Origin of the sequence: Pseudoalteromonas sp. SG43-6, from assembly GCF_014164365.1 — a bacterium.
Taxonomy (GTDB): Bacteria; Pseudomonadota; Gammaproteobacteria; order Enterobacterales; family Alteromonadaceae; genus Pseudoalteromonas; species Pseudoalteromonas rhizosphaerae.
In genome coordinates, this window is the sequence record NZ_JACJEZ010000023.1 from 42058 (window position 1) to 62438 (window position 20381).

At 40.2% G+C, this 20381-nt stretch carries 15 protein-coding genes, 12 tRNA genes and 2 pseudogenes; 11 read left to right on the forward strand and 18 right to left on the reverse strand.

Features of this window, described 5'->3' with window-relative positions:
• Positions 1–236: 236 nt before the first annotated feature.
• Positions 237–312: transfer RNA gene (locus H5201_RS11495), tRNA-Val, on the reverse strand.
• Positions 313–1195: 883 nt separating this feature from the next.
• On the opposite strand from H5201_RS11495, the gene H5201_RS11500 reads away from it, so the two are divergent.
• From H5201_RS11500 to H5201_RS11535, 8 genes are all read left to right on the forward strand, one after another.
• Positions 1196–1271, forward strand: a tRNA-Ala gene (locus H5201_RS11500).
• A gap of 39 nt (positions 1272–1310) precedes the next feature.
• Positions 1311–1386 (forward strand) — tRNA-Glu (locus H5201_RS11505).
• A gap of 146 nt (positions 1387–1532) precedes the next feature.
• Positions 1533–1608: transfer RNA gene (locus tag H5201_RS11510), tRNA-Glu, on the forward strand.
• Positions 1609–1698: 90 nt separating this feature from the next.
• Positions 1699–1774 (forward strand) — tRNA-Glu (locus H5201_RS11515).
• Between the two features lie 90 nt (positions 1775–1864).
• Positions 1865–1940, forward strand: a tRNA-Glu gene (locus H5201_RS11520).
• 90 nt (positions 1941–2030) lie between these two features.
• A tRNA-Glu gene (locus H5201_RS11525) sits at positions 2031–2106 on the forward strand.
• Positions 2107–2289: 183 nt separating this feature from the next.
• Positions 2290–2365 (forward strand) — tRNA-Glu (locus H5201_RS11530).
• A gap of 307 nt (positions 2366–2672) precedes the next feature.
• A complete protein-coding gene (locus tag H5201_RS11535) occupies positions 2673–2939 on the forward strand; it encodes a DksA/TraR family C4-type zinc finger protein (protein WP_182784629.1) in 267 nt (88 codons plus the stop codon).
• 90 nt (positions 2940–3029) lie between these two features.
• On the opposite strand, the gene gloA is transcribed toward H5201_RS11535, so the two are convergent.
• The 4 genes and pseudogenes from gloA to H5201_RS11555 form a co-directional block, all read right to left on the reverse strand.
• The gene (gene gloA, locus H5201_RS11540) at positions 3030–3431 is read right to left on the reverse strand and encodes a lactoylglutathione lyase (RefSeq protein WP_145240703.1); all 402 of its coding nucleotides are present in this window, start codon (positions 3429–3431) and stop codon (positions 3030–3032) included.
• A 53-nt stretch (positions 3432–3484) separates the two neighbouring features.
• Positions 3485–4516, reverse strand: a complete 1032-nt coding sequence (locus H5201_RS11545) for a serine hydrolase (protein WP_182740345.1) — start codon at positions 4514–4516, stop codon at positions 3485–3487.
• Positions 4517–4750: 234 nt separating this feature from the next.
• Positions 4751–6661: an aminotransferase class V-fold PLP-dependent enzyme gene (locus tag H5201_RS11550; protein ID WP_145240707.1), complete on the reverse strand. Its 1911-nt coding sequence runs from the start codon at positions 6659–6661 to the stop codon at positions 4751–4753.
• A gap of 296 nt (positions 6662–6957) precedes the next feature.
• Positions 6958–7197, reverse strand: a pseudogene (locus tag H5201_RS11555) (endonuclease III); the annotation flags it as partial.
• Positions 7198–7236: 39 nt separating this feature from the next.
• Here H5201_RS11555 and H5201_RS11560 point away from each other — a divergent pair.
• Together H5201_RS11560 and H5201_RS11565 are read left to right on the forward strand one after the other, a co-directional pair.
• Complete coding sequence (locus H5201_RS11560; RefSeq protein WP_182784633.1) at positions 7237–7554, forward strand: hypothetical protein; 318 nt, start codon at positions 7237–7239, stop codon at positions 7552–7554.
• Positions 7551–8105 (forward strand): GNAT family N-acetyltransferase, encoded by a 555-nt coding sequence (locus tag H5201_RS11565; protein WP_182719342.1) that lies wholly within the window; start codon positions 7551–7553, stop codon positions 8103–8105. Before H5201_RS11560 ends, H5201_RS11565 begins: the two co-directional genes overlap by 4 nt.
• A 117-nt stretch (positions 8106–8222) precedes the next feature.
• Here the strand turns inward: H5201_RS11565 and H5201_RS11570 are convergent.
• A pseudogene (locus H5201_RS11570) lies at positions 8223–8471 on the reverse strand (endonuclease III); the annotation flags it as partial.
• 115 nt (positions 8472–8586) lie between these two features.
• On the opposite strand from H5201_RS11570, the gene H5201_RS11575 reads away from it, so the two are divergent.
• Complete coding sequence (locus tag H5201_RS11575) at positions 8587–9984, forward strand: alpha-amylase family glycosyl hydrolase (protein ID WP_220497168.1); 1398 nt, start codon at positions 8587–8589, stop codon at positions 9982–9984.
• Positions 9985–10076: 92 nt separating this feature from the next.
• On the opposite strand, the gene nth is transcribed toward H5201_RS11575, so the two are convergent.
• The 12 genes from nth to H5201_RS11635 form a co-directional block, all read right to left on the reverse strand.
• On the reverse strand, positions 10077–10709 hold the full coding sequence (gene nth / locus H5201_RS11580) for an endonuclease III (protein ID WP_145240715.1): 633 nt from the start codon (positions 10707–10709) through the stop codon (positions 10077–10079).
• A gap of 37 nt (positions 10710–10746) precedes the next feature.
• Positions 10747–11445, reverse strand: coding sequence for an electron transport complex subunit E (locus H5201_RS11585; protein ID WP_145240717.1), 699 nt, complete (start codon positions 11443–11445; stop codon positions 10747–10749).
• Positions 11442–12077 carry an electron transport complex subunit RsxG gene (rsxG, locus tag H5201_RS11590; RefSeq protein WP_182768342.1) on the reverse strand — a complete coding sequence of 212 codons (636 nt, stop codon included), beginning with the start codon at positions 12075–12077 and terminating at the stop codon, positions 11442–11444. Before rsxG ends, H5201_RS11585 begins: the two co-directional genes overlap by 4 nt.
• Positions 12074–13132, reverse strand: coding sequence for an electron transport complex subunit RsxD (gene rsxD / locus H5201_RS11595; RefSeq protein WP_145240721.1), 1059 nt, complete (start codon positions 13130–13132; stop codon positions 12074–12076). Before rsxD ends, rsxG begins: the two co-directional genes overlap by 4 nt.
• Positions 13132–15672: an electron transport complex subunit RsxC gene (gene rsxC / locus H5201_RS11600; RefSeq protein ID WP_182768343.1), complete on the reverse strand. Its 2541-nt coding sequence runs from the start codon at positions 15670–15672 to the stop codon at positions 13132–13134. The genes rsxD and rsxC overlap by 1 nt, the downstream gene beginning before the upstream one ends.
• Before the next feature lie 9 nt (positions 15673–15681).
• The gene (rsxB, locus tag H5201_RS11605; RefSeq protein WP_145240725.1) at positions 15682–16236 is read right to left on the reverse strand and encodes an electron transport complex subunit RsxB; all 555 of its coding nucleotides are present in this window, start codon (positions 16234–16236) and stop codon (positions 15682–15684) included.
• Between the two features lies 1 nt (position 16237).
• Positions 16238–16819, reverse strand: a complete 582-nt coding sequence (rsxA, locus tag H5201_RS11610; protein WP_145240727.1) for an electron transport complex subunit RsxA — start codon at positions 16817–16819, stop codon at positions 16238–16240.
• Between the two features lie 249 nt (positions 16820–17068).
• Complete coding sequence (locus H5201_RS11615; protein ID WP_182719347.1) at positions 17069–19012, reverse strand: EAL domain-containing protein; 1944 nt, start codon at positions 19010–19012, stop codon at positions 17069–17071.
• A 150-nt stretch (positions 19013–19162) separates the two neighbouring features.
• Positions 19163–19239: transfer RNA gene (locus tag H5201_RS11620), tRNA-Asn, on the reverse strand.
• Between the two features lie 27 nt (positions 19240–19266).
• Positions 19267–19343 (reverse strand) — tRNA-Asn (locus tag H5201_RS11625).
• A 23-nt stretch (positions 19344–19366) separates the two neighbouring features.
• A tRNA-Asn gene (locus H5201_RS11630) sits at positions 19367–19443 on the reverse strand.
• 21 nt (positions 19444–19464) lie between these two features.
• Positions 19465–19541: transfer RNA gene (locus tag H5201_RS11635), tRNA-Asn, on the reverse strand.
• Positions 19542–20381: the final 840 nt, after the last annotated feature.

Sequence of the window (20381 nt, forward strand, 5' to 3'; positions counted from 1 at the left end):
ATACTGGACTTGAACCAGTGACCCTCGCCTTGTAAGGGCGATGCTCTCCCAACTGAGCTAATCACCCACATATAAATTAAAACGCTACTATTAAAATAAATAGTACTGGACTTTAACCAGTGAACTTCGCCGTTACTTGTAAATAGCGGTGATGCTCTCTTTTTTCCAACTGAGCTTGTGACTCATATTACAAATTTAAAACATGCAACTACTAATATAATAACAGGTTCTATATGTGGTGGGTGATACTGGACTTGAACCAGTGACCCTCGCCTTGTAAGGGCGATGCTCTCCCAACTGAGCTAATCACCCACATATAAATTAAAACGCTACTATTAAAATAAATAGTACTGGACTTTAACCAGTGAACCCCGCCGTTACTTGTAAATAGCGGTGATGCTCTCTTTTCTTAGAACTGAGCTAATCACCCACATCTAAACAACAACTCATTGCCGCGTTGTTGTGGGGCGCTATTATAGATAGAGTTGTAAATGTGTCAACACTTGAATGAGGAAAAATGTTTTAGATGCAGGTTTTATAATCAATGAAGTAAGATTGAGATTGTTTTATAGCCAATTTACTTACATTCAATCTATATGTGCAATCAATTTACTCATTATTTAATGCAATACTTTAATAGCTAGTGGTGCCTGTTAGTCAAAAGCGGATTTGTTTTTTAATCATGAGGGAGGAAGGTTATAGTCAATCGCATTGAAAAATCCAAATACCGTTAGTTAAATACGATTGATATAAAACACCGACTGTAACTAATGGAGCCTCTGTGATCATATAAATAACTGACAATAGAGTAGGGGCGTTGCAGTTAATTGCTAGTATGTTCATCTTAAATTCGTTTTACTTGGTGATGAAAACGTTGTTGTGAAAAACAAGAAAAGACTCCGACTTTATTTTGCATATAAATGTATACCTTATTGTTTTGATGTTTTAGAATATATTTCACCTTAGTTAATCTATATTGTGCGCCTTTCAATCCTAATTTTTGTTTTGAAACAGCTCCCTTGCATGTATTTTGAGCGCCGCGGTTTATTCATTATTCAGTTTGTTGAAAATTAAACCGTTTAAAGAAAGTTACTGAAAAAAATGTTGACATTATTTTGGTGGCTGCATAGAATGCGCCCCGCACTCAGCGATACACAGCACGGTTTAACTGCGCAAGTGTTTAGCAAAATAAATTGGGGCTATAGCTCAGCTGGGAGAGCGCTTCGCTGGCAGTGAAGAGGTCTGCGGTTCGATCCCGCATAGCTCCACCAATTTATTAAAGTGTTTGTCCTAGGGTAGCAGTTTTCTGTGTCCCCATCGTCTAGAGGCCTAGGACACCGCCCTTTCACGGCGGTAACAGGGGTTCGAATCCCCTTGGGGACGCCACTTAACTTTTATAAGTTAAAGGCGGGTAAACCGAGAAAATAGCGAACAAGTTAAGCTCGAGTCTTAATTTGTACTTAATCGCAATTACCTTAATCAGCTCAGGATGTGAGCATAACTAATCAATTGTCCTAGTGATACATTTATGTGTCCCCATCGTCTAGAGGCCTAGGACACCGCCCTTTCACGGCGGTAACAGGGGTTCGAATCCCCTTGGGGACGCCACTTACTATTTCTATAGTAGATGTAGTGTTATTAAGATAGCTCGCCTGAAACGAGTTAAACCATTCAGTTGTCCTAGTGACACATTTATGTGTCCCCATCGTCTAGAGGCCTAGGACACCGCCCTTTCACGGCGGTAACAGGGGTTCGAATCCCCTTGGGGACGCCACTTACTATTTTCATAGTCAGTGCAGTGTTATTAAGCAGCTCGCCTGAAACGAGTTAAACTATTCAGTTGTCCTAGTGACACATATTCTGTGTCCCCATCGTCTAGAGGCCTAGGACACCGCCCTTTCACGGCGGTAACAGGGGTTCGAATCCCCTTGGGGACGCCACTTACTATTTTCATAGTCAGTGCAGTGTTATGAAGCAGCTCGCCTGAAACGAGTTAAACTATTCAGTCGTCCTAGTGACACATATTCTGTGTCCCCATCGTCTAGAGGCCTAGGACACCGCCCTTTCACGGCGGTAACAGGGGTTCGAATCCCCTTGGGGACGCCACTTACTTATTTTAAGTAATGTATAAAGCAGTGTGACACCGCACTATCTATGCACGACGTTAACAAGAGTACTAATCTCTTGGGGACGCCACTTACTTATTTTAAATAGGGAAGTGCAGTGTTATTAAGCAGCTCGCCTGAAACGAGTTAAACCATTCAGTTGTCCTAGTGACACATATTCTGTGTCCCCATCGTCTAGAGGCCTAGGACACCGCCCTTTCACGGCGGTAACAGGGGTTCGAATCCCCTTGGGGACGCCATTTACTTTTTTTAAGTAATGTGCAAGAAAGTGTGACACCGCACTCTCTATACACAACGTTAACAAGAGTTGGGACGAAACTTACTATTTATTAGTAAGATAGCTTTTATTAAAAAGCCTGTAACATCAGTTTAACTGCATTTCTATAGTTACTTCAGAATTATTCATCCAAGTTAAAATCTAAAAATTAAATCTTTTATATAATAATTCCTAAATTTTATTAGTATCTTTCCCTTTCTTATATTCAGCTTAAATAAACTTCATCTATGTTAGCGTACATATAAACGTCCAAATAAATAGGAGGTTATATGGCAAGTGGATGGGCACGAGAGGGTGCAATTCAAGATCAAATTGATGCCAGCGTTAATGATGCTGTGCAATATGCTAGAAGTAATTTAGTTTCTGGAGCTAGTGCCGAGCTATGTGAAGAATGTGATGAACCAATACTACAAGCACGAAGGCTCGCGTTACCTGGTGTGAAGTATTGTGTAAGTTGCCAAGCTGAACTAGAAGGTAAAGGCGCACTTTCTAAAGGGTTTAACCGACGTGGCAGTAAAGACAGTCAATTACGATAAAAAGGTGCATACAGCACCTTTTTTAATATCGTATCAGAGTTGAGCTTAAATAAATAAAAAGCGGATTAGCAAACCTATTACATATATTTGCTAAAATTTACTCATATTTTCTTTCTTCTGAATTAATTCAATTGAGTAGCCATCTGGATCTTTTACAAAAGCAATTTCTGTTGTGCCGCCTTTAACAGGTCCTGGCTCACGGCTAACATTGCCGCCAGCGGCCTTGATATCAGCACAGGCTTTATAGATATCATCAAACTCAATCGCGATATGACCATAGGCATTGCCTAAATCATAGCTGTCGGTATCCCAGTTATAGGTCAGCTCAAGTACTGCTGTGTCTTTTTCATCGCCATAGCCTACGAAGGCTAGGGTATAGCGATACTCTTCGTTATCAGCACGGCGTAACTCTTTCATGCCGAGTACTTGAGTATAAAACGCAATTGATTTATCTAGATCAGCAACCCGTAACATGGTGTGTAATAAACGCATTTAAACCCTCTTTAAAATTCACATAAATTTTTGATAACGCAGCTACTCTGTAACTACTGCTGCGCTGTTAAAATATCAATAATCCGATTATAAATTATTTCTGTGAGCAACACAGTATCATTGCCATTAGTATTTATAAACTGCACAACGACTGTATCGATATCTTTATAATAACGAGCAATGCTTGAATACCCTAATACCCAACCTGTGTGCTCATATTTATAGAGTGATGCGTACAAAGCTTGCTCTTGTTCACTAAAAAATGTGCCATTATTTAATGCCACAATAAAGTCGCCCACATCTTGTGCTGTTGCCACATACCCTTGATCAAGTGCTTTAAAATCATTTTCGTAGCCAACATAATAGCCACTCATTAATAGCGCTAAATTTATCTCATTTACAGACTCGAAGGTATTCGTTAAGCCCAATGGCGTTAAAATCTCGTTTTTAATAAATTGGTTATGGTCATAACCCAGCACATTAGACATGATTTTCCGCAGCAACAAATAATTAGTATTAGAATAGCCGTAATCAGCATTAGGACTAAAATCAGCGGGTTTATCGAGTACTAATGCAAGTGGGTCAGGGTAGGTGATTGACCAATCGAAATTATCAGTGTCTGTGTAATTGGGTATGCCACTTTTGTGTTTTACCATCATTCGTAGTGTTATCTTATCTGCATTTTCAATGCGTCCAATTAATGATGGAAGATAATCAGCCAGTGTTTTATCTACATCAATACGTCCAGCGGCTGAAAGTTTGGTTAAAGCTGCTGCATCATATAACTTTCGAATGCTGCCAATTTTAAAAAGTGCACTAGGGTAAGCGGGGATTTTTTGATCTCGATTATGCCAACCGTTTGCAAAAAATTCAGGTTGCTGTCCTTGTCTATGAATATACACAATAATGCCATCGACTCCTTGTTCAATAGCCTCTTGTGTTTGTTCTTTGATCGTCGCCGGTAGCGGTTGCAAGTAATATAAAGCAAACTGCCAAGGGGCAAAAAAGTATATGCTCATGATGGTGACAATAAATGCAGCAATGCGCATTAAAGTAAGCGTTTTTTTGTTCTTAACTAGCATTATCACGCATCCGCTTCATTTATTTTTGTAGTGTCAGGGTCAGTTCTTTAATCTACTATACTTCGTATTATTTACTCTGTCTTATCTTTAAATTCTGACGTGATATTGCCTAATATTAACATTAGCTTAGCACACCAAGTTCTATTAAAGTGGCCTAGAATTATAACGCACTAAACAGCAATATCGTGTGACATTGCTGTTTCGTTATAAGGAGTTCGGCTGTATTAAAGTATATTTTTACTTTTGAACTTTGCCCTTAAGAACATAGATTTCACCATCAAAACTCCCTTGAATCGTCAAACCTTGTCCTGCTAACTCTTTAAGGTACTCTATATGTTCCTCAGTAATATGCTGTCCCGGCACCAAAAGAGGAATACCTGGTGGATAGGGGGTGACTAAACCGGCACAAATACGGTTGTTACTTTTACCGATAGGCACAGATTCACGCTCGCCATAAAAGGCATCGCTTGGAATACACGCTAAGTCTATTGCTGGTAGATTCTCAGGCAAGCGAGATCGTCGCGTCGATTTTGACAACTTCACTTTACCGCTGTCGAGTTTTTTGAGCGCATTATAAAGACGAATTATTTTTGAGCGCGTGCCGCCAAGCGTCAGTAACACTAAGATGGTGCTGTGAGTGTACTTCTCTATTTCTAGGCCAATTTCATCCAGCAGGTATTTATGAATATCCTTTAATGAATAAGGTAATTCGCTAATATCGATGAGAATTTTTAGCGGATCGTGACCCATGTTATCACCACTAAAGTGCGGAAATATTTCCATAAAGTCTTGCTTACCTAGCACTTTAATTTGTTTGAGTGAAGCCATCTGTTGTTTAAATTCTTCCACATGGTTCAACAAAGCATTGAGTAACTTATAGCCTTCCATCTCCAATTGCTTTTGGCACACATCAAGCGACGCGATAAGCTGATATTTTGGCGATGTACTGGCGTAAATACTGTAAATCTCGCGAAAGAAATCAGCATCAAAATCAGGATCGTTAACATGAATATAAGACGCCTGAGAAAACGCCGATACCACTTTATGTGCTGAATGGGTGACGTAGTCAGCGCCAGCATGAATGGCGGAATAGTATCGTAGGCTTGGATGAAACAGCGAGTAAGCAAACCACGCTTCGTCAATAAATACTTTAATACCATGTTGATGGGCAAACTCTACCACCTGTTTCAGATCGCTCAGTAGGCCATCGTAAGTACAACCGGTGAGGACTAGCAATTTCGCATCGGTATTTTGTTCTATCGCCTGTTTAATGTCGGCCAACGACGGCGGCGCGAAGATGCCATATTTTGGATTTAAAATACTCGACAAATAAACAGGTAAACTCGCTGATTGTAAAATGCCATAGTGCACAGATTTATGACAATTGCGGTCGATAATCACTTTATCGCCCTTGCGCAGCAATGTCTGCAAGATGATTTTATTTGAGGTAGACGACCCATTGGTAACGAAATAGGTATGCTTAACCTCAAACGTCGCCGCTGCTGACTCTTGCGCACGGCCAATTGTATTGGTGCTATCTGACAATGAACCTAAAGAGTCCACTGAAACCGACAGATCGCCAACGAACACATTACGACCATAAAACTGATAAAAATCTTTGATATAAGGGGAATTTCTAAAGCTAGAGCCACCGCTGTGTCCCGGTGTATGCCAAGAGTCGTTCGCTTCGCCAACATAACGGCGATACGCCGTCCAAAATGGGGTTTCTGAGCGGTCATCGAAATCGTTGATCATATAGCCTAAAATTGCTTCAGGATCAGAAATCACCTCATCTTTAAAGAAAAAAGACTCAATCTCCTCCGACTCATTAACGATTTCTAGCCCTTTCGTATCATCGCCAATAACATAAACAGGCAACTCAAGGCGGATCCCCTTTAACTGCTCGATAAAGCGACTATAAGTGCGCTCGCCAACCTTATTTTGCAAATCCCAGCTAAGCACTACGGCCTGAATATCGCCATCTTCCTCTACAATGTCCAATGCTTGTTTTAGCTCAAGACGCTCAATAATATCGATATGAATATCATCTCGCTCAAAATTTGGGATGGTTTTCGACAGATTAGTAGAAAGCTCTTGCAAGGTGGCGGGGTCTTGCTCAATTAACAAGATACGAAGTATAGGTAACATAGGAATTCTCGCAATAAAATTTCATAATGCTCAACAGCATAACTAAAGGATTGACGCTTGTGAAATTAATACTTTGAAAATATTCTAATAATTACGCCAAATCACGAATAAACAGATTTTATTTAAATTGATTTACAAGGTATGGAAAATGAAAGGTGCCAAAGTTAGGCACCTACTTTAATAAACAGAAAAAAAGACTGGAATGCGAATTAATCACTGAGCTTATTCTTATAAGCCTGATAATTGAGGTTTATAATTAATAATCGTTTAAAATGAAGGTGTTTTATCTACAGGATCTAATCTGCTTTATCTTTAAACTCACACAAGTCTTCAATAATACAACTGCCACATTTAGGCTTACGGGCAACACAGGTATAACGTCCGTGCAGTATAAGTCATTGATGTACATCAACTTTAAACTCTGTTGGTACAACTTTTAAAAGTTTTTGTTCCACCGCAACAACACCTTTACCCATGGCAAGCTTAGTACGGTTTGATACACGGTCTATGTGGGTATCTACAGCAATGGTTGGCCAACTTAGATATAAGGAAGGAAGATGTAACTAGCTTTCAAAATGCTGGTAGTTGAAATCCTAAAGAGCAAAGATCATGTGTTTGTATTAGGCATCATCGGAACTTTTAGTTACAAAGTTAATTTGGTAACTCATATTAACTGTGTTGTAGTTGATATAATTACAGCACGAGATAGGGAATTATGTATGAAAGAGGATATTGATGAGCTAAAAAGTGAATTTCAAGCAAAACTTCTATCTTGGAATAATATAAAAAGTAAAAAAATTAAAGTTACATTTATATTCATATTTTTCGGTTTGATTGGATTAAAGGTTTTTACTACTATCTTAACTGTTGATTGGCTTGCAGGGTTAATATGATGATCACTTTTCGCCCACTTAACAAACATGATTTTAACTATTCAAAAGTTATAGACCTTTTTTTCGAAGCTTTTCCAAAAGTTCACAGACTACCAGAATGGCTTGTTAAATACAGAATGAGGAATGGAAAAAATGGCTTTGATATTATTTATGATAATAATAAATGGGTTGGTTTTCTCTACACTAAAGAATATAAACAAATTATCTGTGTAAAGTTTTTTGCTATATCTGAATTGCTCCGCTCAAGTGGTTACGGAAGCAAAGTAATGGATTCTATGAATGAAAAGCATTCAAATAAAAGAATAGTACTCACTATTGAGGAGCTTGATGAAAAGACAGAAAACTATCAACAAAGAGTTAAGCGCAAAGCGTTTTATGAAAAAAATGGGTTCAGTTCTACCGGGTTTATCATAAAAGAGCCAGCTGAGCGGCAAGAAGTCCTTATACGTGGTGGAACTATATCTAAAGAAGAAATAGAAGCTATGTACAAGCATTTTTTAGGAAATTTATTGTTTTCTTTACTTAAAATCGAAGTACTAAAAATTGAATAAGAATACCGTCATTTTAATGTAATTTGTTAGCCATTAGCAGTTAAATAATGCATGCAAAAAACCAACAGCAAAGATAAAAATTTAAAGTTTACTTATTGGCTCAAAAAAGAATAAACATTATTCAGTCTTGTCTTTAAACTCGCACAAATCTTCAATAATACAACTGCCACATTTTGGTTTACGGGCAACACAGGTATAACGCCCGTGCAGTATGAGCCAATGGTGTACGTCTACTTTAAATTCTTTGGGGATCACTTTTTCGAGTTTTTGCTCAACGGCTACCACGTCTTTACCCATGGCAAGCTTAGTACGGTTTGATACACGGAATATATGCGTATCTACCGCGATGGTAGGCCAACCGAATGATAATTATCGTAGATAGGCATTAAGACTTACATACGTATTCATGTTAATAGTTTGTTGGAAATAATTTCACTACATCGCATATTGTTAAAACTTAATCGTTTAAGGGGCTTTATAAATGAAAAACCTTTCAATAATATTACTATTTTTAGGGCTGTGTGCCTGCACTAATATAAGTAAAAAAACTAAGACAACAAATATTTCCTCTAATTATGTTCCACAAGAATATGTGAAGTTAACGCATCCTCAGTGGAGTAAGAACGCAAGTTTTTATCAAATTAATACGCGACAGTTCACACCTGAAGGAACATTTGCAGCCGCTGAGCATCAACTACCACGATTAAAAGAACTTGGCGTCGATATTCTTTGGTTAATGCCGATTCATCCGATTGGCGAAGAAAACAGAAAAGGGTCGCTGGGTAGCCCTTATTCAGTAAAAGATTACTACGGTGTTAATCCTGAGTTTGGTACCTTAGATGACTTAAAAAGCTTTGTTAACGCTGCTCACGAATTAGGTATGTACGTTATTCTAGATTGGGTAGCAAATCATAGTGCTTGGGATAATGAATTAAGACATAAGCATCCAAATTGGTATACAAAAAATTCGCAAGGTAACTTTCAACCCACACCGTGGTGGGATTGGTCAGACATAATCGACTTTGATTATAACGTACCAGAAATGCGTGAATACATGACTAATGCAATGAAGTATTGGGTCAAAGAAGTAAATATTGATGGCTATCGATGTGATGTGGCAGGTTTTGTTCCTCTCGATTTTTGGGAAAACGTTAGGGTGGAGCTAGACGCGATCAAGCCTGTTTTTATGTTAGCTGAGTGGGAAATGCGTGATTTACATGCTCAAGCTTTTGATGCTACTTATGCATGGTCTTGGCAGGAAGCTATTCATGATATTTTAAGTGGTCACGCTGATTTAAATAGATTGTTTGTATACTATTCATGGAATGAGGGAGCGTATCCGAAAAATAGCTATCGGATGACGTATGTTTCAAATCATGATGCTAATTCGTGGGAAGGAACTGTGTTTGAGCGTTATGGAAGTGAGGATAAAGTCGCAACAGCTATTGTTTTATCTATTGTCGGTGAAGGCATACCATTAATTTATAATGGACTTGAAGCTGGGAATAATAAGCGACTTGAATTTTTTGAAAAAGATCCTATTGAATGGAAAGAACATAAATTTAAGCCATTGATTCAAAAGCTCTTAGCTTTGCAAAAAGAAAACACCGCGTTATGGCATGGTAAATATGGCGCGACAATGGAGCGTATTTATAATACTAATCCGACTGAAGTGTTTAGTTTTATCCGCGAAAATACCAAAGATAAAGTGTTTGTTGTGATTAATTTTTCTGATAAAGAGCAGATATTCAATTTATGGGTCCACAAACAGCTGGAGTATATACAGAGCTATTTAGCAAACAAAAGGCAACGCTTACTGAAGACGCAAGCCTTAAGTTGGCGCCTTGGGAGTATAGAGTTTATGTCCGGTAATGTTTAAAGGTTAAGCGTTTATTTGAGGTTTTCAAATTAAGATAATCATACGTAGGGCACATATCGTATGATTATCTTAATATTTCAATTAAAAATTAGTTACTCAGTCTTTTCTTTAAACTCACATAAATCTTCAATTATACAGCTGCCACACTTTGGCTTACGCGCCACACAGGTATAACGTCCATGTAAAATGAGCCAGTGATGTACATCTACTTTAAACTCTGCTGGTACAACTTTTAATAGCTTTTTTTCTACTTCAACAACGTTCTTACCCATAGCAAATTTAGTGCGGTTTGATACGCGGTCTATGTGGGTATCTACCGCGATTGTCGGCCAGCCGAAGGCGGTGTTGAGTACCACATTGGCAGTTTTACGGCCAACGCCGGGTAGGGCTTCTAGGGCTTCACGATTCTCAGGCACTTCGCTGTTGTGCTTATCAACTAAAATTTGGCACATTTTGTACACATTGGCAGCTTTAGAATTAAACAAACCGATGGTTTTAATGTAATCGCGAAGTTTATCGTGGCCTAAATCTAAAATTGCTTGCGGCGTATTGGCGACGGGAAAGAGCTTACGGGTGGCTTTATTTACCCCAACGTCAGTTGCTTGTGCTGATAGCGTTACCGCAACTAACAGTTCAAACGGGCTTGAATATTCAAGCTCGGTTTCTGGATGTGGGTTTTGCTCGCGCAAGCGAGAGAGTATTTCGTATCGTTTTTCTTTATTCATGCAACTTAAACGCACAGTAAATACTGTGCGCTTCCCCTTAAGTTAAACTGGTGACCCTTGCTCGTGGGCCTTTTTCGGCCACTGGTGGTGCTACTTGTTTTGCTTTTATTTGCGCATCAATGACATTTTTAGCAGCAATCAGTAAGCCCAAACCTAAAAATGCACCGGGTGGTAAAATAGCGAGCAAAAATTGATTATCAAAACTAAATACTTCAATGCGTAAAACCGATGCCCATGGGCCCAGTAGTAAATCGGCGCCATCAAATAAGGTACCTTGGCCAATAAGCTCACGCATTGCGCCAAGCACAACCAGTACTACCATAAAGCCAGAGCCCATCATTAAACCGTCAAACGCTGATAAATGAATCGGATTCTTAGAGGCATACGCTTCAGCGCGGCCGATAATAGCGCAGTTAGTAACTATCAGTGGAATAAATATTCCTAGCGATTGATATAAGCCAAACGTATAGGCATTCATTAATAGCTGCACTATGGTTACAAAGCCTGCGATAAACATCACAAATACAGGAATGCGGATATCTTTTGGCACGAAATTACGCACCGCAGAAATTGTGACGTTCGAGCCAACTAATACCAGCAGAGTGGCTAAACCGAGGCCCATCGCATTGGTTATCGTTGATGTGACGGCCAGTAGTGGGCACAAACCGAGTAATTGCACGAGGGCAGGGTTGTTTTTCCACATTCCTTCGTTAAACAGTTCTTTTAATTGGCTCATGGCTCACCTACTTGGCATGCGTTATCAGCACTAAATACCGCATCGAAATTGTTTTTTGAGAATAACACAGCGTGTTTTACTGAGCCAACCACGGCACGTGGTGTAATGGTAGCGCCAGTGAATTGATCAAAGTCTCCGCCATCTTTTTTTACTGCCCAGCGAGTATCGTCGTCATCAAGTACAGTTTTATCTTTAAATGAAGTGATCCAAAGAGATTTTTTCATTTCTACTTTATCACCAAGACCAGGCGTTTCTTCGTGTTTAGTAACACGTACTCCGGCAACGTCCCCGTTTGCAAATACGGCAGTTAATAAACTTATATCGCCGCTATAACCTTTTGGCGTCACGTGGCGCATTACTAAAGCAACAGGTTGGCCACCCTTGCGAGCACGATAAACGGTTTGTGGTTTATTACCAAGTAGTGGATCATCAATGATGGCACAATCTTGATAAAGAGTATTATCGTAAAAATCAGGGGCGAGTACATCTTGCAGCTGTAATGAAAGTTGTTTGCGCTCTTGCTCTGCAATACTGTCAGCCGTGAGGTTATGGATAATACCAACAGCGCCGGTAGTGAGCAGGGCAAACAGGGCTAAAATAGCGCCATTTTTTGTCATTGATGAAATAATCATTTATTCACCCCATGGCCATAAGTACGTGGTTGAGTGTAATAGTCTATCAGTGGAACGGCCATATTGAGTAGTAACACAGCAAACGCCATGGCATCTGGGTAACCGCCAAAAGTACGAATCAAATAAACTAATAAACCAATCAATGCGCCGTAAATTAACCGGCCGCGATTAGTGGTAGCTGCCGAAACCGGATCCGTGGCTATGAAAAAGGCCCCTAACATGGTTGCGCCACTAAATAAATGAAATACCATACCAGGCTCAGTACCAGGTGCTGCGATATAACCAATTGCGCTGCACACAGCAATTGATGCAATTACACCAACTGGGATATGCCAATTTATAACTTTGGCTTTAATAAGGTATAAGCCACCGATTAAAAAGCCAAGATTTACCCAGCCCCAACCTTGTCCTAACCAACTATTAAAAATAGCGGCTTGCATGCTTTCAGATACGGTTAAACCATGAGCGATATCGGTCTTGATGGTATCCAAAGGTGTGGCCATTGTTACGCCATCAACCCCAACTCTAAGTTGATCAACACTAAAACCTGCACTGGTAAAGCCATTAAAAATAACGCTAAGCTGTTGAGTAAGACTAATTGGGTTTGCCAGTAAGTCACTAACTGGCATCCAAGTGGTCATTTGCACAGGGAACGAAATAAGCAATAACACGTATGCAGCCATGGCAGGGTTAAATAAATTGAAACCAAGGCCACCATAGAGCTGTTTAACAATGACGATGGCAAAAAAGCTACCGATCACAATAACCCACCATGGGGCGAGTGGCGGAATACTTAATGCTAATAAGACCGCAGTAAGCCATGCACTGCCATCTCCAAGCGCAGGCCATACAGGGCGCTTGCGAATAAGCATAATAATGGCTTCACTGATACTAACCGTGACTAACGCTAAAATTAGCTGGATCAATACACCCGTACCAAAAAAATACAGTTGTGCGATAAGTCCAGGAATACAGGCTAAGATCACTGTTTGCATCAACCTGCTAAGTGATTTATGACTGTGGCTATGCGGCGAACTGGCCATAGTTAGCTTCATTACTTATCACTTCCTTCTTGTTGTAATTTTTTAGCCTTTGCACGGGCAATCGCTGCGGCAACAGCGGCCTTTTTCTTATCTTGTGCGGTCTGTTCTGGTTTATCTTCAGCGATTTCAGCTTCGTTTATCGCTGTAGCCGAAGTTTCATTTTCAGCATCGTCGTTTTCTACGCTTGCTGCTTGTTCAGCTTTTGCAGCCTTTTTCGCTTTCGCGCGGGCAATGGCGGCAGCGACAGCGGCTTTTTTATCATCGGCAGGTAAGGCTGTAGCGACTTCACTTTCAGAATTGTCGTTTTCTACGCTTGCTGCTTGTGCAGCCTTTTTCGCTTTCGCGCGGGCAATGGCGGCAGCGACAGCGGCTTTTTTATCATCGGCAGGTGAGGCTGTAGTAATTTCACTTTCAGAGCTGTCGTTTTCTACGCTTGCTGCTTGTGCTGCCTTTTTCGCTTTTGCACGAGCAATAGCAGCAGCGACAGCGGCTTTTTTATCATCGGCAGGTGAGGTTGAAGTAACTTCACTTTCAGAACTGTCGTTTTCTACGCTTGCTGCTTGTGCTGCCTTTTTCGCTTTTGCACGGGCAATTGCAGCAGCGACAGCGGCTTTTTTATCATCGGCAGGTGAGGCTGTAGCGACTTCACTTTCAGAGTTGTCGTTTTCTACGCTTGCTGCTGGTTCAGCCTGTGCTGCCTTTTTTGCTTTAGCACGAGCAATTGCAGCGGCTACAGCGGCTTTTTTATCATCAGTAGGTGCAGCAGTCGTGTTATCGCTTTCATCTTCTGATGCCGCCGCTTTTTTCGCTTTAGCGCGGGCAATCGCAGCGGCCACGGCTGACTTTTTATCATCCGGATCAGCAGCTGTACTGCTTGCGGCTTTTTGCTCTTTGTATTTGCGAGCTTGCTCTTTGCGCGCTGCGCGCTCTAATGCTACGTCACTGTTATCTGGTTCAAGCGTTGCTTCTTGATTTTGTTTTTTAGCTTTGGCGCGAGCAATTGCAGCGGCCACAGCTGATTTGTCGTCATCTTTTGCTGGTTTGTTTTTAACGCGTGCTAGAGCATCGGCAATTTTTTGTTTTTCGTCAGCCGATTTTTCAGCAGCTGGTTTGCGTTTATGGCGATTTTGTCGTGCTTCTTGCTCCCGCTCTAGGCGTTGTTTTCGAAGTTCAAAGCGCTCTTTCGCACGTTCAGCTTTAACTTGCTCAGCTTGCTGTTCTTTTATTTCAACTTTAGCCACACGGTAATACTGCACCAGCGGAATTTCACTTGGGCACACATACGCGCAAGCACCGCATTCAATACAATCAAACAGGTTATGCTCTTTCAGTTTGTCGTATTCTTTTGATTTAGCAAACCATTGTAATTGCTGAGGCAACAGTGAAGCAGGGCAGGCATCAGCACAAGCACTACAACGAATACAGGCTTTTTCAGGGCCGGGCTCTGCCAGCTCATCATGATCTGGGGCTAAAATACAGTTAGTGGTTTTTACCACGCCGATACGCACCGTTGGCAAAGTAAAGCCCATCATAGGGCCGCCCATTACAACGCGTTGCTGTGGCACTGGTGAAAAGCCTTGGCAATCAAGTAGATGTTTTATTTCAGTGCCTAATAAAGCCCATACATTACCCGGATTATGAATTGTATTACCTGTTACCGTAATAACACGTTCAATTAGTGGCTTACCTTCATAGACAGCTTGATGAACAGCAAATAAAGTGCCGACGTTTTGTACTAACACACCGATATCTGCTGGAATTCCCCCACTAGGGACTTCTTTATTGGTAAGTAGCTTAATTAATTGCTTTTCACCACCAGAAGGATAAACAGTAGGAACTGTTTGAATGATTATTTTGTCATTATACTCAGCCGCTGCCTGCATGGCTGCGATGGCCTCTGGTTTGTTATCTTCTATACCAACGATAGTAAGTGTTGGTGTAAGCAATTGCTGCATGATCTCTATGCCAGCAATAATGCCTGCAGCATGCTCACGCATTAGTACATCATCAGCAGTAATATAGGGCTCACATTCCACTGCATTAACAATAAAATACTCAATTGCTTTGCGACTATCTGCTTTAATATAAGTTGGGAATCCTGCACCGCCCATACCGGCAATACCACGGTCATGAATAATATCGATAAGTTGCTCGTGAGAAAGCTGGCTTGGTGTTGTCACCGGTGCTAACGCACACCAGCTATCTTGGCCATCGGGCTCAATAATTACACACAATTCAGGCAATGCCGATGGATGCGCAGACGGCATTTGGCAAATATCAGTAATAGTACCAGAAGTCGGGGCGTGTATTGGCACCGACCAATTCGCAACAGGCTTTGTAAGTGCTTGCCCTTTAAGTACCTGTTGGCCTTTTTCGACGATCAGTTGACCGTTAGCACCAATATGTTGTTTTAATGGCACAACGAGTTTGTCAGGCAAAGGTAAACGGGCGATTGCTTGACTGTTGGAAATTGTTTTTTGTCCCGGTGGATGAATGCCACCTGGAAACGGCCACACTTTACCTTGTTTTATCTGTGCGATTAGCTTTTCCATAGGGAGCCCTTAATCAATCTGTGTTACTGGAATTGCATCTAGTTGCCATTTCCACGTTTGCTTAGTGGTTTCTACAGGCAGCATATCAATACAGTCAACAGGACAAGGTTCAACACATAAGTCACAACCCGTACATTCATCAATTAAAACAGTATGCATTTGGCGCGTGGCACCAACAATGGCATCGACAGGACAAGCTTGAATACATTTGGTACAACCAATACATTCATCTTCACGTATATAGGCAACGGTTTTTATCGGTTCAGCTTGTTCGCCACCGGCAAGGGGTTTAGCTTCAACACCCATTAAGTCAGCTAATTTTTTTACTGTCGCATCGCCACCTGGTGGGCATTTATTAATTTCATCGCCATTGGCGATGGCTTCTGCATAAGGGCGACAACCCGGATAGCCACACTGGCCGCACTGTGTTTGCGGTAATATAGTATCGATCTGTTCAACAATCGGATTACTTTGCACTCGATAGCGCACAGCAGCAAATCCTAAGATCAAACCAAAAATGAGTGCTAGGGTTCCCAGCGCAATCAAGGCATAAAACAAGGTCATGTTAAAACTTCACTAATCCTGTAAAGCCCATAAAGGCCATCGACATTAAGCCTGCGGTGATCATCGCAATCGATGCGCCTTTAAAGGGGGTAGGTACGTCAGCAGCGGTTAAGCGTTCACGAAGAGCTGCAAATAAAACCAGTACCATAGAAAAACCAACAGCAGCGCCAAAGCCATATACTGCAGATTGTAAAAACGTATGATCCTCTTTGACATTTAGTAACGCAACACCTAAGACCGCACAGTTTGTGGTGATCAAAGGTAAAAATATACCGAGTAAGCGATACAGCGTTGGGCTGGTTTTTCTGACTACCATTTCGGTAAACTGAACCACCACCGCAATCACAAGAATAAAGCTTAGAGTACGTAAATACGTGATATCAAGTGGGATCAAAATATATTGATTAACTAGATAGCTTGTTACAGAGGCAAGTGTTAACACAAAAGTGGTCGCAAGTGACATGCCTATAGCTGTATCCAGTTTGCCAGATACCCCCATAAACGGGCATAGACCTAAAAATTGTACTAACACAAAGTTATTAACCAGTACTGTGCCGATCAACAGCAATACATATTCTGTCATGTTCGCCTCAAGCTATAATAAACGCCGACATTATCCTTTTTTATTGGCTGTTTAACAACACGTAGAAGGTAAATAAACGGCTCATTTAATAATGATAGTGAATTGCATTTAGAAATTTATAGCATGATAAATAAAGATTAACTGTTCATTAACCTAGTTACTGACATTTGGAATGATAAAGCAGATCAGGGGAGGGGGAAATAAACTACTAGAAAACTAAAAAGGTGCTCAAAGCACCTTTTAGATTGATTAAATATCTTTTGGCTTTTCGATGTAATAACCTTGCACACCATCAAGACATAAAGTTTCAATAATGTGTTTTTCTTCTTGGCTTTCAACACCCTCAGCAAAAACGCTAACACCAATTCGATGCGCGAGGTCGACCATTAAACGCATAAAGTATTGGTTGTTTTTATCTTCTTCAAGGCCGCGAGTATAGCTTGCATCCATTTTGATAAAGTCAGGTTTTAAATCGCGGAAAAACTTAAACGAGGTTAAACCAACACCAAATCGTTCTACCGTGATCCGAGCACCAACACGGTGGATCATATCTATAAAGCGTTTACTGGCTTTAATATTTTGCTGTAAGCCAAATTCACTCACTTCGAATACCAGTTTTGAGGCAATATTTGTGTCTTTTAATAAACGTCGCTCTAGCCAAATTACGAACTGATCATTGTGTGCGCTTGAGGCGGTAACATTCAAACCAAAGAATTTTTCAGAGAAATTACGGCTCTTAATTTTTTCCAGTGATGAATTAATGATTAACTGATCAATTTCCATCGCCATATCAAGCTTTTCAGCCATAGCTAAAAATGAAGCGGTAGGCAATACTTGGTTTTCTGTTGTTTTAAAGCGCACTTGAATTTCAGCGTAGGCCTTCATGCTTTTACCAATTGGCATAATGTTTTGCATTACCAAATGTACACGCTCAGCTTCAATGACTTCATTAATCACTTTACGCCAGTTTTGATTGCCAAATCCTGCACTTACATTATTAACTAAATCAGTTTCGCGTTGTATATGCCAGGCGTTAGCTTGTTTTGATTGGGCCATGCTCATAGCATTGTCTACTATCGAAAGTAGCTCACCTAAGGGTTTGCCTTTTTCATAAGCGACGATCCCAGTATTTGCTACTGAGCTTAATTCTTGGTTTTGCTGATATTGAGTAAATCGAGATTGTAAGTTATCACCAAAACGTTCAGATTCCTTTAGAGGAGTGTTAGGCAGCACAATCGCGAAATCTGAGCTATTCAAACGAAAAACTTTACTGCCTGTATATGTGCCGCTGATATGTTTAATAATATCAGCCACAGCTTTGACATACTCGTCACCTTTTTGGTAACCACGAGTTTGGTTGATTGCTTGTAATTCACTACAACGAACCATTGCCAAAGAGCCAAAGGTGCTTTTTTCACTGCTTTCAATGTACTTCTCATAATATTCAACAAACATATTACGGTTGCCAAGTTCAGTAACTACATCTTTATAAGCTTCTTGCTTGATAGAATGTGCGGCATTTTGAATATCATCATGCTTACTTTGTAAAAAGTGCGACAGGCGATTAAAGCTCGGCACTAGGTCAACGCCCAGTTGTTTTATTTTGCTGCTATTAATCGCTGTTTCAAGACCGGTGTTGACTTGATTTTGATTGATATAAACATCAATTATCTCAGCCACTGTCATGCTTATATTTCTATTTAGCTTACTAAACATGGTTTTCATGAACACAATGGGAATAATTGCCATTAAACCTGACACTAAAATAACAATAAACATCGCTTGTTGGAGTATCAACCCAAGGTTATTGGCATTAATAGTAAATTCAACTTTGATATCAGACGCTTGATTAACAGCAAATTGAGGACGGATAGAGTTAAAGCTGGTGTTAACTAATTGCGCAATGGCTGGTAATGAAGTAGGGGATGTAATATTTATAAGTTCTTTACCTTGCTGATCACGCAAAATAAATGAAGAAAAAGTATTACCGTCAGCAAGCACTTGCTGAAGTTTATCTGGTGCTATTTCAGCAATAGAATGTTTACTAATATAGTTGTTTACCACTGATTGCGTTTTATGTTGTGCATCGCTTACTGCGTTGTCAAACGCTGACGCAACAAAATAGCCACCAATACTTGCAAACAACATCCAAGATATTAATTGAATAAATATGAGTTTTTTGAAACCAGCCATGTCTTATTCTTTTTAGTAGATCAAAGGGAAGGAATCAGATCCTTGATTAATCAAATTATTTTACACTTATTAAATGTGTATTAAAAAGAAATATTTTGATTGTAGTAGAGTAGTGGAATTGTTTAGGAAAGTCTAATTGATTCTTTAAGTTGGCTCCCCCTCCCCGACTCGAACGGGGGACCTGCGGATTAACAGTCCGTCGCTCTAACCAACTGAGCTAAGGGGGAACTACGATACTTAAATTTTATATGATTTGGCTCCCCCTCCCCGACTCGAACGGGGGACCTGCGGATTAACAGTCCGTCGCTCTAACCAACTGAGCTAAGGGGGAACAATAATCATATTACATAAACTTGGCTCCCCCTCCCCGACTCGAACGGGGGACCTGCGGATTAACAGTCCGTCGCTCTAACCAACTGAGCTAAGGGGGAATCGTTTATGGCTGAAAAGACTGGCTCCCCCTCCCCGACTCGAACGGGGGACCTGCGGATTAACAGTCCGTCGCTCTAACCAACTGAGCTAAGGGGGAAGCGTATGTGCCTTTCAACGGGGCGAAATATTAATGACCGCGCTGCAAAGTGTCAACACATAAAACCGGATAAACAAAAAAAAGCAGTCTGTTCGATGTTTTTATGTTCGATCTGGCTGTTTTGTGGCTTTTTTTCTCTTCATTTAAGCCGTGTAAATCGAGACGCGTGATAAAATCTCGGTTTTCAACGACTAAAAAACAAACAAGTTAACCGCCAGACAAATTATAAAAGTGATCATTTATCTAGTTTTGTACGAATAAATTTATGAAATGTACTTTTTTAACGTTAGCTAATAAAAGCGCAAATTCGCAATAATTAAATTTACTTATGCATTTAATTAGTCGTTAACGAAAAATGCCGAGAAAAAAATGACATACAGATCTGAACCCTTAGTTTAGCGACTTAATACCCATGAGAATAGCAAGGAAATATATATATATTGTTTTATTTCATTTAGTTATATTTATTTTTTCATATTGAATGGGCGTTTAAATAAATGTGACAGGTCATTGGTACAGGGGTTAAGTATGTTTTATGAGCTATTTAACTCAAATTGTCTAAAGTTAGTATTTGCCAACATTGCCGTTAGCGTGTTTAAGCCGTCCCTTTGCACGCCTTTATTAACGTGGCTTTGCAAGAGTTATCCACGGTTTCTGTGGATAACTCTGTTTATGAAACTTTAAGAACGTTGGCAGAGCCATATTTTTAGGGCACTGTGAGGATATCAAGCATTTAAAACAGTTTTTTTATCTCATTTTAAAACAATGACTTGAAAAAATAAGCTGAAAAGAGCTTCGTTGATGAGTAAATTTATTCGTAACGATTCGATTAGCGCAATT

Bases quoted from the DNA above. Each gene is read 5' to 3' on its own strand.
- H5201_RS11535 (WP_182784629.1), top strand. From the start codon at position 2,673: ATGGCAAGTGGATGGGCACGAGAGGGTGCAATTCAAGATCAAATTGAT.
- gloA (WP_145240703.1), bottom strand. From the start codon at position 3,431: ATGCGTTTATTACACACCATGTTACGGGTTGCTGATCTAGATAAATCA.
- H5201_RS11550 (WP_145240707.1), bottom strand. From the start codon at position 6,661: ATGTTACCTATACTTCGTATCTTGTTAATTGAGCAAGACCCCGCCACC.
- H5201_RS11560 (WP_182784633.1), top strand. From the start codon at position 7,237: ATGCTGGTAGTTGAAATCCTAAAGAGCAAAGATCATGTGTTTGTATTA.
- H5201_RS11565 (WP_182719342.1), top strand. From the start codon at position 7,551: ATGATGATCACTTTTCGCCCACTTAACAAACATGATTTTAACTATTCA.
- H5201_RS11575 (WP_220497168.1), top strand. From the start codon at position 8,587: ATGAAAAACCTTTCAATAATATTACTATTTTTAGGGCTGTGTGCCTGC.
- nth (WP_145240715.1), bottom strand. From the start codon at position 10,709: ATGAATAAAGAAAAACGATACGAAATACTCTCTCGCTTGCGCGAGCAA.
- H5201_RS11585 (WP_145240717.1), bottom strand. From the start codon at position 11,445: ATGAGCCAATTAAAAGAACTGTTTAACGAAGGAATGTGGAAAAACAAC.
- rsxG (WP_182768342.1), bottom strand. From the start codon at position 12,077: ATGATTATTTCATCAATGACAAAAAATGGCGCTATTTTAGCCCTGTTT.
- rsxD (WP_145240721.1), bottom strand. From the start codon at position 13,132: ATGAAGCTAACTATGGCCAGTTCGCCGCATAGCCACAGTCATAAATCA.
- rsxC (WP_182768343.1), bottom strand. From the start codon at position 15,672: ATGGAAAAGCTAATCGCACAGATAAAACAAGGTAAAGTGTGGCCGTTT.
- rsxB (WP_145240725.1), bottom strand. From the start codon at position 16,236: ATGACCTTGTTTTATGCCTTGATTGCGCTGGGAACCCTAGCACTCATT.
- rsxA (WP_145240727.1), bottom strand. From the start codon at position 16,819: ATGACAGAATATGTATTGCTGTTGATCGGCACAGTACTGGTTAATAAC.
- H5201_RS11615 (WP_182719347.1), bottom strand. From the start codon at position 19,012: ATGGCTGGTTTCAAAAAACTCATATTTATTCAATTAATATCTTGGATG.